At 69.9% G+C, this 12321-nt stretch carries 12 protein-coding genes; 6 read left to right on the top strand and 6 right to left on the bottom strand.

What is annotated here, in order from left to right:
• The first annotated feature begins 153 nt into the window (after nt 1-153).
• Nucleotides 154-1068 carry an SDR family oxidoreductase gene (locus OG254_RS46390; RefSeq protein WP_405593836.1) on the top strand — a complete coding sequence of 305 codons (915 nt, stop codon included), beginning with the start codon at nt 154-156 and terminating at the stop codon, nt 1066-1068.
• On the opposite strand, the gene OG254_RS46395 is transcribed toward OG254_RS46390, so the two are convergent.
• Complete coding sequence (locus OG254_RS46395; RefSeq protein ID WP_405593838.1) at nt 1059-1607, bottom strand: hypothetical protein; 549 nt, start codon at nt 1605-1607, stop codon at nt 1059-1061. The two genes, OG254_RS46390 and OG254_RS46395, sit on opposite strands and share 10 nt — an antisense overlap.
• A gap of 50 nt (nt 1608-1657) precedes the next feature.
• Between OG254_RS46395 and OG254_RS46400 the strand changes: the two genes are divergently transcribed.
• Together OG254_RS46400 and OG254_RS46405 are read left to right on the top strand one after the other, a co-directional pair.
• Entirely contained in the window at nt 1658-2455 is a 798-nt protein-coding gene (locus OG254_RS46400; protein ID WP_405593840.1) for an SDR family NAD(P)-dependent oxidoreductase, read from the top strand.
• Nucleotides 2456-2582: 127 nt separating this feature from the next.
• Nucleotides 2583-3284: a L,D-transpeptidase gene (locus OG254_RS46405; RefSeq protein ID WP_351200534.1), complete on the top strand. Its 702-nt coding sequence runs from the start codon at nt 2583-2585 to the stop codon at nt 3282-3284.
• A 43-nt stretch (nt 3285-3327) separates the two neighbouring features.
• Here OG254_RS46405 and OG254_RS46410 read toward each other — a convergent pair whose 3' ends face one another.
• Genes OG254_RS46410 through OG254_RS46425 form a run of 4 tightly spaced genes read right to left on the bottom strand, consistent with a single transcriptional unit; the run spans nt 3328 to nt 7820 of the window.
• On the bottom strand, nt 3328-4530 hold the full coding sequence (locus OG254_RS46410) for a Gfo/Idh/MocA family protein (protein WP_405595599.1): 1203 nt from the start codon (nt 4528-4530) through the stop codon (nt 3328-3330).
• A 14-nt stretch (nt 4531-4544) separates the two neighbouring features.
• A complete protein-coding gene (locus OG254_RS46415) occupies nt 4545-5894 on the bottom strand; it encodes an ABC transporter substrate-binding protein (protein WP_405593844.1) in 1350 nt (449 codons plus the stop codon).
• A 10-nt stretch (nt 5895-5904) separates the two neighbouring features.
• The gene (locus OG254_RS46420) at nt 5905-6837 is read right to left on the bottom strand and encodes a carbohydrate ABC transporter permease (RefSeq protein ID WP_351200538.1); all 933 of its coding nucleotides are present in this window, start codon (nt 6835-6837) and stop codon (nt 5905-5907) included.
• Nucleotides 6838-6854: 17 nt separating this feature from the next.
• Nucleotides 6855-7820: a carbohydrate ABC transporter permease gene (locus OG254_RS46425; RefSeq protein ID WP_405593847.1), complete on the bottom strand. Its 966-nt coding sequence runs from the start codon at nt 7818-7820 to the stop codon at nt 6855-6857.
• 164 nt (nt 7821-7984) lie between these two features.
• On the opposite strand from OG254_RS46425, the gene OG254_RS46430 reads away from it, so the two are divergent.
• Complete coding sequence (locus OG254_RS46430) at nt 7985-9145, top strand: ROK family transcriptional regulator (protein ID WP_351200542.1); 1161 nt, start codon at nt 7985-7987, stop codon at nt 9143-9145.
• Between the two features lie 100 nt (nt 9146-9245).
• Complete coding sequence (locus OG254_RS46435; RefSeq protein ID WP_147998368.1) at nt 9246-9431, top strand: hypothetical protein; 186 nt, start codon at nt 9246-9248, stop codon at nt 9429-9431.
• Between the two features lie 162 nt (nt 9432-9593).
• Here OG254_RS46435 and OG254_RS46440 read toward each other — a convergent pair whose 3' ends face one another.
• Complete coding sequence (locus tag OG254_RS46440; RefSeq protein ID WP_405593849.1) at nt 9594-10961, bottom strand: S1 family peptidase; 1368 nt, start codon at nt 10959-10961, stop codon at nt 9594-9596.
• Nucleotides 10962-11132: 171 nt separating this feature from the next.
• Between OG254_RS46440 and OG254_RS46445 the strand changes: the two genes are divergently transcribed.
• Complete coding sequence (locus tag OG254_RS46445) at nt 11133-12311, top strand: MalY/PatB family protein (RefSeq protein ID WP_405593851.1); 1179 nt, start codon at nt 11133-11135, stop codon at nt 12309-12311.
• Nucleotides 12312-12321 lie beyond the last annotated feature (10 nt).

The following is a 12321-nucleotide window of genomic DNA, read 5'->3' on the forward strand; positions in this document are numbered from 1 at the left end:
CGGACCGGTAGGCGACTTGGACGCGCGCCTGCGCCCGGCCGGGTGACCCTCGTGCAAAAGGCCGCGCCCTCCCCGTAAAAGACGACAGAAGATGTCCGGCTTACCCGGCACCCTCGATGGCGACACCACACATCAGGGCACGGGAGGCCGGACATGTCACAGCCGCTCAAGGACAAGGTCGCACTGGTCGCCGGGGCGACACGAGGCGCCGGACGCGGCATCGCCGTGGAGCTCGGGGCGGCCGGCGCCACCGTCTACGTCACCGGACGCAGCACGCGCGCCCGGCGCTCGGAGTACGACCGCCCGGAGACGATCGAGGACACCGCCGACCTGGTCACCGAGGCGGGTGGCCAGGGCATCGCCGTACCCACCGACCACCTCGACCCCGCGCAGGTCCGCACCCTCGTGGACCGGATCGCCGACGAACAGGGCCGCCTCGACGTCCTCGTCAACGACGTATGGGGCGGCGAGAAGCTCTTCGCCTGGGACAGCCCCGTCTGGGAGCACGATCTCGACAACGGCCTCAGGCTGCTACGGCTCGGGGTCGAGACGCACGCGATCACCAGCCACCATGCCCTGCCGCTGCTCCTGCGGAACCCGGGCGGACTGGTGGTCGAGATGACCGACGGCACGGCGGACTACAACAGCGTCAACTACCGCGTCTCCTTCTTCTACGACCTCGTCAAGACGTCCGTGGTGCGCATGGCCTTCTCCCTCGGCCACGAGCTCGGGTCACGCGGCGCCACCGCCGTCGCGCTGACCCCGGGCTGGCTGCGCTCGGAGATGATGCTGGACGCCTTCGAGGTGCGCGAGGACAACTGGCGCGACGCTCTCGCACGCGTCCCGCACTTCGCGATCTCCGAGACACCGCGCTACGTCGGCCGGGCCGTCGCCGCCCTTGCCGCCGACCCCGACGTGTCCCGTTGGAACGGCGAGTCCCTCTCCAGCGGGCAGCTCGCCCAGGCTTACGGCTTCACCGACCTCGACGGCAGCCGGCCCGACGCCTGGCGGTACATGGTCGAGGTGCAGGACGTGGGGAAGGCGGCGGACACGACGGGTTACCGCTGAGGCGGGACCGGGTCGGCCGCCCTGATGGCCCAGCGTGCCGAGTGGCCCGGCGGGAGGCCGAGGTCCTCCCGCACCGCCCGGTAGTAGCCCTCGCGCCCGGTGCGTTGCTGCTCCAGCAGCGCCTTCCACGCCTGCGGATCCTGCCTGCCCTCGCGAACGAACCGCTCCATCTCCAACGCCGTCATGACCCACGTCCGTGCCCTGTCCACCACGGTGGGGCTGCCCAGCATGATCAGCGCCTCACCCGAGGGATCCCTGCGGGTGGTGGCGTCGGCCAGCAGCGGCTTCGCCTCGCCGAGGGGCAGGGGATCCGGGTGCGGGTCGATGCCGAGCGCGGCGGCGACCCGGTAGCTCACGGTGACCGTCTTCTTCACCGACTGCGCGTAGTCGGCGTACACCGCGAGGCGTCGCTCCTCCCACCGCGCCGCCTGCTCCCGCCGAAACCTCGCCTGATCGCCCCGCACGACCACGACATACGAACCGAGAGCGCCGACCACGACGCCCAGCAGCGCGGGGAGTTGCTGAATGAACACCGACATGGACGCACGCTATCTGTCCGGATGATCGTCCCGGCACTACGGTTCGCTCCATGACGGACACGACGCGCTTCGCAGGCCACGGAGTCCTGGTCACCGGCGCCGCCCGCGGCATCGGCGCCGCTGCCGCACGGCGGTTCGCCGAGGAGGGCGCGAGTGTCCTGCTGACCGACCGGGACGGGCCCGAGGCCGAGAGGACGGCGGCGGCGCTGCGCGGACGCGGGCTCGCGGCCGAGGCGCTGGCGTGCGACGTCGCCGACCGCGCGTCCGTCGAGGCGGCCGTCGCCCGCGCCGTCGGGGCCTTCGGCTCGCTCGACGTCCTGGTCAACAGTGCGGCCTCCTGCACCCCCGACACCGAGCTCTTCGAGGACGGCCCGGACGACGCGTGGGCCCTCGACCTCGACGTCACCCTGACCGGCACCTACCGCTGCTGCCGCGCCGCCCTCCCGCACCTGGCCGCCACCGGTCGCGGCGCCATCGTCAGCATCGGCTCCGTCAACGCCCTCCAGGACTTCGGCAACCACGCCTACAGCGCCGCCAAGGCCGGCCTCGGCTCCCTCACCCGTACCCTCGCCGGCCACGCCGCCGCGCGCGGCGTCCGCGTCAACCTGGTGACGCCGGGCACGGTGCGCACCTCGGCCTGGGAGGGGCGGGAGGCGGAACTCGACGCGATCCGCCCGCTGTATCCCCTGGGCCGGGTCGGCGAGCCCGAGGACATCGCCGCCGCGGTCGCCTTCCTCGCGTCCCGCGACGCGGCCTGGATCACCGGCACCACGCTCACCGTCGACGGCGGCCTGACCGCGGTCAACAGCGGATTCCTGGCGGCCGTCCAGCGCCGGGCCGAGGCCTGAGCCAGGCCCTGCAGGTTGGCGAAATTTCACCGTTCGGTCACAGCCCGGCCGGGAGCACAACCGAACCCCCCGCACACCGGTCTACCTGGCAGAAGTCCACACGAACGCATAAGGGAAGGGCTCGGCCATGGGGGACATACGCAGACGGCGCGCCGTCGCACTCGGCATCACCGGCGGACTGGTCGCACCGCTCACGCTCACGCTCGCCGCCAGTCCGGCACAGGCCGCGCCGAGCTGCACGACCCAGGCCGGCCCGTATCAGAAGCAGGTGGAGAAGTTCCTCGGCCGCCCGGTCGACGGCAGGCAGTCCAGCGCCGACTGCAGGGCCACCCAGGCCTTCCAGACCAAGCACGGCATCACCCCCAACATCGGGTACGCGGGACCCGTCACCTGGGGCGTGATGAACCTGATGAACAAGCAGAAGGCCGTCGGGAACAACCCCAACAGGGACGGCAAGTGCCCCGTCAACAAGGGCCGCATCGCCTGCGTGAACCTCACGCTCCAGCTGAGCTGGATCCAGGACGGCAGCAGGCTCGTGTACGGCCCGGTCCCGGTCCGCACCGGTCGCAACGGCTACGAGACCCGCACCGGCCTCAAGAAGATCTACTGGCGCAATATCGACCACGTGTCGACCATCTACAACGTGCCCATGCCCTACGCCCAGTTCTTCGACGGCGGCCAGGCCTTCCACTCGGTCGGCGTCAGCATGTGGAACCCGCCCGGCTCGCACGGCTGCGTCAACATGACCAAGACCACCGCGAAGAAGTACTGGTCGCTGCTGAAGAACGGCGACGACGTCTTCGTGTACGGCCGCAAGCCGGGCACCTGAGTCAGGACAGGCACCCGGCTCGCGGGTCGATGCCGGGGAAACGTCACGCCACGGGCGCGTCCCCGAAGTCCGGGATCTCCAGCCTGGCCCCGCCCTGCCGCGCGGATTCGTGCGCGACGATGCCCGGCAGGGTGTAGCGGGCAGCGACCCACGCGTTCACGGACGGCAGGGTCCGGGTGTTGACGGCGGTCACGAAGTCGTCCACCAGGAAGTGGTGGCTGCCCTCGTGCCCGTTGTGCAGGTTGTCGAACGCCCGCGGCAGCCGCGCGCGGTCGTGCACCGGCGCCGACCCGGAGGTGAAGGCTGCCCGCAGCTCCGGCGCGATGTGCTGGAGTGAGGGGTCGTCGGGGGACATGGTGGGCTTGGGCTCCAGCAACTCGCTGATGTCCTTGACGCCCTTCTTGTCCTGCCAGAAGGCCACCGTGGCGAGCTGCTCCATGCTCGCCTCGGTGCCGAAGAACCGGAACCGTGACTCCCTGATGTGCGAGGGATAGCCGACCCGACGGAACTCGTTCGTACGGAACGAGCCACCGCCCGCGACCTCGAACAGCGCGGTCGCGTTCGACACGTCGTTGCCGAACTGGCTGACCCCCTTGTCGAAGACACCGTCGCCGCGGTCGTCCACGACGCCGATCGCCGAGACGCTGACGGCGTGCGTCTGCCAGGCGCCCAGCACGCCGCCCACCGCATGCGTCGGGTACAGCAGCGGCGGATAGGAGGCGGTCGACTTCCAGTTCTCGCCGCCGCTGTACTGGTACGCCTCGTAGAACCCCAGATCCATGTCGTGGACGTAGTCGCCCTCGGCGTAGAAGAGCCGCCCGAAGGCGCCCTCGGCGATCTGGTTGCGGGCGTGTACGGTCGCCGGGTTGTACTGGCTGGTCTCGCCCATCATGTACGTCAGGCCGGTCGCCCTGACCGCGTCGATGATCGCCGCGATCTCCTCCGTGGTGATCGCCATGGGGACCGCGGAGTAGACGTGCTTGCCGGCGTTCAGGCCCTGGAGCACCAGCGGGCCGTGGGTCCAGCGCTGGGTGAAGATGGCGACCGCGTCGACGGCCTTCGACTCCAGCATGGCCTCGTACGTCGGGAACGTACCGGCCAGTCCCTGTGCGTCGGCGAGCTGCCCGGCCCGCTCGGGCAGCAGATCGGTGACGTACACGTCGCTGACACCGGGGTGGGCCTGGAACAGCGTGGCGAACTGGCCGGAGAACTGGCCGGCGCCGACGATGCCGAGGGAGAACGTCATGAAGTGTGTGCCTTTCACTGGCCGAGGATGAGGTTGATCTGGTCGTTGGTCCTGGTCAGACCGCTCACCGGGGCGTCGTTGGCGTAGACGTCCTGCATCGCGGGGCGTATCAGTGAGTACACGTCCGCCGCGTAGTCGGTGATCGGGAAGGAGAAGGTCGTGGAGGTCTTCTTGTCGGTGACCGGTTCGGTGAACGCGGACACGTCGATGCCCTTCTTCTCGTACGCGGCCACCGCCGCGTCCGTGCCGTCAGGGGTGGCGGGGAAGACGATGCCGTAGCCGCCGACGGTCTTCTGGCACTCGTCGGAGGCCAGGTACCGCACCCATTTCTTCGCGCCCTCCTTGTTGCGGGCGTTCTTGGTGACGGAGTCGGCGAGGCCGTTCATCATGGTGGCCCGCTTTCCGGTCGGGCCGACCGGCGTCGGGGCGGTGCCCACTTCGAGGCCCTTGGTGCCGTAGTACGTGGAGATCATCCAGGCGCCGTCGAAGGAGGTGGCCGCCTTGCCGGAGGCGACCTGCGCGTTGGCCGGGTTGGCGCCGTCGGTGTAGTCGGTGAAGGGCGCCAGGTAGCCCTTCTTCGCCAGGCCGAAGTACCAGTCGACGACCGAGTGGAAGGTCTCGCTGTCGTACTGGTACTTGGTGCCCCAGCGCGCCTTGTCCGTGTAGTGCCAGCCCGCCGAGGCGGCCAACGGGCTCCAGGTGGTCTGGCCGTCGGCGTCGCCCGCGCCGCCCGTCGCCATCCCGTACACCTTGACGTTGTTCTTGTCGAAGCCCTCCTCGTCACCGCGCTTGCCGTTGTTGTCCACGGTCAGATGCGCGATGGCCTTCTCGAAGGTGCCGCCGTCCTTCGTGTTCCAGGAGAGGGTGTCGAGCTCCTCCGCCGTCAGCCCGGCCTCCTTGACCATCTTCTGGTTGTAGAAGAGGGCCACGGTGTCCCAGTCCTTGGGCGCGCCGTAGCGATGGCCGTCCTGGCCCTTCCAGTTGGCGGCCAGCCCCGCCTGGTAGGCGGAGTCGTCGATGCCGAGGTCGTCGAGCGGTTCGAGCACGTTCAGGTCGGCGAACTGCCCGAACTTCTGGATGTGGTCGGTGAAGACATCCGGCTCGGTGCCCGCGATGAAGCTCGCGGTGAGCTTGGTCCAGTAGTCGGCCCAGCCCAACTGGGTGATCTTCACCTTCAACCCCGGGTTCTGCTTCTCGAACCCCTTCGCACAGGCCTGGTAGGCGGGCAGCTGGTTGGCGTCCCACAGCCAGTACGTCACCGTGTTCCCGCCCGACCCGGCCGCGCCGCCCTGGGCGCAGCCGGTGGCCAGGGACAGCGCCAGCGCTCCGGTCAGCGCCAGGATCGTCCTGCTTCGAACTCGCATCCCTGTCCCCTTACTTGATCCCGGTGAAGCTGATGGAGCTCACGATGCGGCGGGCGAAGAAGCCGAACAGCACGAGCATCGGAAGGGCGGCGATGAGCGTGGCCGCCATCAGGCCGGACCAGTCGTAGCCGCTCTGCGGGGTCTGTGCCCGGAAGATGGCCAGGGCCACGGTGAGCACGCGCGAACTGTCGGTGTAGGACACCATCAACGGCCAGAAGTAGTCGTTCCAGGCGGTGATGTACGTCAGCAGTCCCAGCGTGAGGATCGGAGTGGAGGCCATCGGCAGCATGACCCGGAAGAAGATCCGGATCTTGCCGGCCCCGTCCAGCAGGGCCGCCTCCTCCACCTCCCGCGGCACGTTCATGAAGAACTGCCGCAGGAAGAACACCGCGAACGGCGTCATGAACATCGTCGGCAGCGCCACGCCCAACAGGGAGTCCACCAGGCCGAGTTGCTTGATGAGTACGAAGTTCGGCAGCAGGGTGAAGATCGCCGGCACCATCAGTCCGGCGAGGAACAGCCCGAACACCTTGTCCCGCCCGCGCCAGCGCAGCCGGGCGAAGGCGTACGCGGCCATGGCGGAGAAGAAGATCTGGCAGACGGTGATCAGTGTCGAGACGACCACCGAGTTGATCAGATAGCGCCAGAACTTGAGCCCGCCGCCCGAGCCGCCCTGGGCGATCGCCTCCTCGGTCGACTGCAGGCCGAGAGCCCGCTCGAAGCCCCCGGTCGTCGCATCGACCGGCAGCACGTCGCCGGGGTGGGCGGCGAGCGCCGTGTTCGAGGACAGCGCGGTGCGCAGGATCCAGTAGAACGGCAGCAGGGTGATGAGCACGATGGCGGCCATCACCGTCCAGGCCACGATCCGGCCGGGGGAGAGCCTGGGGCGCTGCGTGCGCCGTACGTTCGCCACCTTCGTCGGTGCAGCTGTCACGGCAGCCATGTCGGTCGCTCCCTTCCTCAGCCGAGGTCGCTGTGGCCGGCCCGGGTGAGCCGGTACTGCAGGACGGTGATCGCGCTCAGGACGACGAGCAGCGCGACGGACATCGCCGAGGCGTAGCCGAACTGGAAGCGGCCGAACGCTGCGCCGTAGATGTAGTACTGCAGGACGTTCGTGGCGTTCGCCGGTCCGCCCGCGGTCGTCACCGCGACCGTGTCGAACACCTGGAACGAACCGATCACCGTCATGATCAGCACGACCGCCAGGACGGGCCTGAGCAGCGGCATGGTGATCCGCCAGAACATCCGCCACTCGCTCGCGCCGTCCACCTTCGCGGCCTCGTACATGTCGTTCGGGATCGCCATGAGGCCCGCGAACAGCAGCAGCGCGGTGTAGCCGACGTGCCGCCACACGTTGATCAGGGCGATCGTCGGTATCGCCCAGGTCTCGTCCGCGAGGAAGGGGATGCGGTCGGCGCCGAGCCCGGCGATGATCTCGTTGCCGATGCCGAGCTGGGTGTCGAGGATCCAGAGCCAGACGATGCCGGCGACGACGTTGGACATCAGATACGGCGTGAGCACGATCCCGCGCAGCACCGCCGACTGCGTCAGCCGTTGCAGCAGGACGGCGATGGCGAGCGCCGAGACGGTCTGCACGCCGATGTTGATGGCCACGTACTCGACGGTCACCACCATCGAGTCCCAGAAGATCGGGTCGTGGACCATCCGGACGTAGTTGTCCAGGCCCACCCACTCGGGCGGCGTGAGCAGGTTGAAGCGGGTGAAGCTGAGATAGATGCCCCGCAGCGTGGGCCACAGCAGGAAGGCGGCGAAGCCCAGCAGCGCCGGCGCGATGAACACCGCGGCGAGCCGCCCGTCCCCCTGGTTCTCGCGGGTCCGCGCCCGCCGTGTCCGTTGCTTCGTCCCTGCCCCCTCGGCGCCGCCCAGCGGCAGACGCGACGGAGGGCTGCTGGAGGCGATGGTCATCGGGAGACTCCCTCGTCTGCGGCTCGTCCTCGGTCACTTACTTTTGTGGCGGAAGAATCCAGCCGTCAAGAGGCGTGCGGACATCTTCTTCAGGCCGCATGGATGGCTCTAGACTGGCCTTGTTGGTTTTGGGGAGAAAAAAATCATGTGGGAGCCTGACGACCATGACCGCAGTAGCCGCCAGCTGGCTTCCTCTCAGCCCCGGTGAACGCTCGGTGGCGATCGAGGTGCTCCTCGCCGGCCCCCTGTCGCGCACCGAACTCGCCCGGCGCCTCGACCTGTCCGCGGGCAGCCTCACCCGGCTCACCAAGCCGCTGATCGAGTCGGGCCTCCTCATCGAGGTCCCCGAAGCGGGCGGTCCGGTGGAGGTGCGTCAGGGGCGCCCGTCCCAGCCGCTGGACGTCGTGGCCGAATCAAGGTCCTTCGTCGGCTACAAGATCACCGAGGACATGGTCTACGGCGTCGTGACCACCCTCAGGAGCGAGATCGTCGCCCGCCACGACCGCCCGCTGACCACCCATGAACCGGCCGGAGTCGTGGCCCTGCTGGGGGAGATGACCGCCGAGCTCGCCGCGAGCCACCCCCGTCTCGCCGGCATCGGCATCGGAGTCGGCGGCCTCGTCGAGGACCGTGCCGTGGTCGGGGAGTCCCCGTTCCTGCAGTGGCGTGACGTGCCGCTCGCCGAGCTGGTCGAGGAGCGCACGGGACTGCCGGTGGTCGTGGAGAACGACGTCGCCGCGCTCGTCGAGGCCGAGACCTGGTTCGGTGCCGGACGCGGCCTCGACCGGTTCGTCGTCCTCACCATCGGCGCCGGCATCGGCTACGGGCTGGTCCTGGGCGGCAAGCGGGTGCCCTACGCCGAGGAGGACCGCGGTTTCGGCCGGCACTGGATCCTCAATCCCAACGGCCCGCTGACCCCCGAGGGGGCGCGGGGCAGTGCCGTCTCCCTCCTGACCATCCCCAACATCCGCTACCAGGTGCGGGCCGCCACCGGCCGTGACCGGAGCTACGAGGAGATCCTGGAGCTCGCCGCGGCCGGGGAGCCGATGCCCGCCCGCGTCATCGAGGAGGCGGCCGCCGCACTGGGTGTCCTGGTCGCGCAGATCGCCAATTTCGTGCTGCCGCAGAAGATCCTTCTCGCCGGCGAGGGGGTGGGGCTGATGGATGTCGCCGGTGCGACTGTGGCGGACACCATGCGCGCCCACCGGCACCCGCTCGCCGCGCCGATCGACGTGGAGACCAAGGTGTCCGACTTTCACGACTGGGCCCGTGGCGCCGCCGTCCTCGCCATCCAGGTGCTCGTTCTGGGGGCGATGGACGCCTGAACTCGACGGCGGTTGTTGAGAGATGGACGTGATCAGCAACACGGTCCGATATGTCCGCATTGAGTGTGCTTACTCACAGCGCCTTCACGCCACGAGCCGTATGCTTCACAGCATGTCCACCACTGTTGAAATCGCCTCCGATCGATCGGCTGACGAGGTCAACGAGGAGATCCGGGCGCTGTGGCGCCGGTCGGGCGGGACACTGAGCGTCGAGCAGCGCGAGGAATACCAGCGCCTCGTCCTGGAGTGGGCCGCAGCGGCCCCGCAGACGGCGAAGGCGGCCTGACCGCTCGCCTCGGCGAAGGCCCGGGACTCTCTCCTCGACCCGCCTCGCCCCTCCCCGGAACACCCTCCCGAGGCGCCCCTGACCAAGGGGTGCCTCTCTCACACTGACCTTGACCCTTGACCAGGGCCGACCCCCGTCGGCCCCGCCACGGGACGGGACCCGTCACCCCCACGTCGCCGAGTAGTACCGCCGGTATGCCTTGCGGTCCTGTTCCGCGCGGATGAAGCGGGTCGCCACCAGGGCGACCAGGCTGCCCGCGATGACCAGCAGACCGGGGCCCACGTTCTTCGGGTCCGCGAGCCGGGACAGCAGCGTCTCGACCGCCTCGCCGGCTACCGGGGCCGACGAACCGGGAGAGGCGTCACCGGGTGCGATGGCACTCTGCGTCGCCGACGGCGCCGGCGCGGCGCCCTGCTGCCCCGAGCCGTTCGGCGCCGCCACGATCAGCTTCATGTTCAGCGCGGCCAGCGCCTTGGTCACCGGCTGGAAGAACGTCGTGCCACCCGAGGCACAGTCACCGCTGCCGCCCGACGTCACACCCAGCGCGATCCCCTCGGAGAACATCGGGCCACCACTGTCCCCGGGTTCGGCGCACACATTCGTCTCGATGAGCCCGGTCACCGTCCCCTCGGGGTAGTTGACGGTGGCGTTGAGCGCCGTCACCTCACCGTCGCGCAGCCCGCTCGTACTTCCGCTGCGGAACACCCGCTGCCCGACCGCCGGATCGGCCGCGCCGGTGATCCGCACGCCCTTGCCGGCACCGATGGACACCACCTCGGACCCGGCGCCCGCCTCTCCGCTCGCGTACTGCACCAGCGAGAAGTCACCGCCGGGGAAGCTCTGCTGGACGGTCTGCCCGATCTGCTGGGTGCCCCGGTTGTCGGCGAACCACACCGAACCCTCGGGCCCGCAGTGCCCGGCCGTGAGAATGAAGTCGCGCTGCCCGTCGGTGACGTTGAAACCGGCCGAACAGCGCCCGGCCGTCGACAGCAGCGGCAGCGCGCCGTTCAGCCGTGTCGTGAACGTGCCCTCGGCGCGCTCCATACGGACGAAGCCGCCCATGCCGTCCGCGAGCTGCGTCATCCGCGACCAGTCGGCGGCCGAGACGGTGCTGTCGCCCTTCACGACGATCTCGTTGGACCGGTAGTCCATCACCCACGCCGTACCGGCCACCCGGGGCGCGGAACGCAAGCTCGACGCCGCCGACTTCAGGTCGTCCATGCTGTGGTCGACCATCTTCGCCTCGGCGCCGGCCTTACGGACCTCGGCGGCCGCCTCCTCATCGGTGACGGCGACGACCGGCTTCCCGGCGGCGCTGATCCAGCTGCCCGCCGTACGGGACGTGCCCAGCCTGGAGGCCAGGTCGCTGCCGGTGTCGGCGGCGGAGGCGGCGTAGGTGCGCGGGACGGCGGCGGGGTCGCCGGGTTCGCTCGCCACGGCGCGTGTGACCATCGTTCCCCCGAGGAGGATTCCGCCGACGGCCGCCAGCCGTGTCACCCGCCGGACGAGACGTCGTCGTGCGTGCCTCATGCATGGCTCCCGAACCAAGTACAGCGCGGCAGCAACGCCGCGGGGCCCTCCCGGAGTTGAGCACCCTCACTCCATACGGACCCCGGCCCGCCCGCGTTCACCGCACAGGTGATCTTTCTCGCGCGTCCCCGCCCGTTCCGGCCGCCGTACGGCCCGCCTATCTTGTGCCCCATGACGAGGATCCCGCACGAAACGTCCGGTGAACCGAATCCCTTGCACGCCCTCACCCTCGACCGTCTCCGATGTCGCACGAGCATGAAGTGGCGCGCCTACCCGGACGACGTCCTGCCGCTGTGGGTGGCCGAGATGGACGTCATGCCGGCCGAACCCGTCGTCCGCGCCCTCACCGAGGCCCTCGCGCTCGGCGACACCGGCTACCCCGCGGGCACCGGCTACGCCGAGGCGCTCGCCGGTTTCGCGGAGAAGCGGTGGGGCTGGGACGGACTGGCCGTGGAGCGGACGGCGATCGTGCCCGACGTGATGCTGGGCGTGGTCGAGATGCTCAAACTGGTCACCGGACCGGGCGATCCGGTCGTGGTGAACTCACCCGTCTATCCGCCGTTCTACCAGTTCGTCGGACACATGGACCGGCAGGTGATCGAGGCCCCGCTCGGCGCCGACCTGCGCATCGACCTCGACACGCTGGAGGAGACCTTCCGGCGGGTCACGGAGGGCAATCGCCGCGCCGCCTTCCTGCTGTGCAGCCCCCACAACCCGACCGGCACCGTGCACACCGCCGACGAACTGGCCGCCGTCGCCGCCCTCGCCGAGCGTTACGGCATACGCGTGGTCGTCGACGAGATACACGCACCGCTCACCGCGGGCGGGGTCGCGTTCGTCCCCTATCTCAGCGTCAGGGGCGGCGGATACGGACTGTCGCTGATGTCGGCGTCGAAGGCCTGGAACCTGGCCGGTCTCAAGGCGGCCCTCGCCATCGCCGGCCCCGAGTCCGCGGCCGACCTGGCCCGGATGCCCGAAGAGGTCAGCCACGGGCCGAGCCACCTCGGGATCATCGCCCACAGCGCCGCCCTGCGCGACGGCACCGACTGGCTCGACGCCCTGCTGGCCGGCCTCGACGACAACCGGCGTCTGCTCGCCGGCCTCCTCGCCGAGCACCTGCCGGCCATCGCCCACCGCCCCGCCGAGGCCACCTACCTCGCCTGGCTCGACTGCCGCGCGCTCGGCCTCGGCGACGACCCGGCGGAGATCTTCCTGCACCGCGGCCGGGTCGCCCTCAACTCCGGGATCCGCTTCGGGACGGGCGGTGCGGGGCACGTACGGCTGAACCTGGCGACGTCGCCCGAGCTGATCACGGAGGGCGTCCGGCGGATGGCGGCGGCGCTCGACTGAGACGGCCGGG

The sequence above is a fragment of the Streptomyces sp. NBC_01092 genome, assembly GCF_045039535.1.
In the GTDB taxonomy this organism is placed as follows: domain Bacteria; phylum Actinomycetota; class Actinomycetes; order Streptomycetales; family Streptomycetaceae; genus Streptomyces.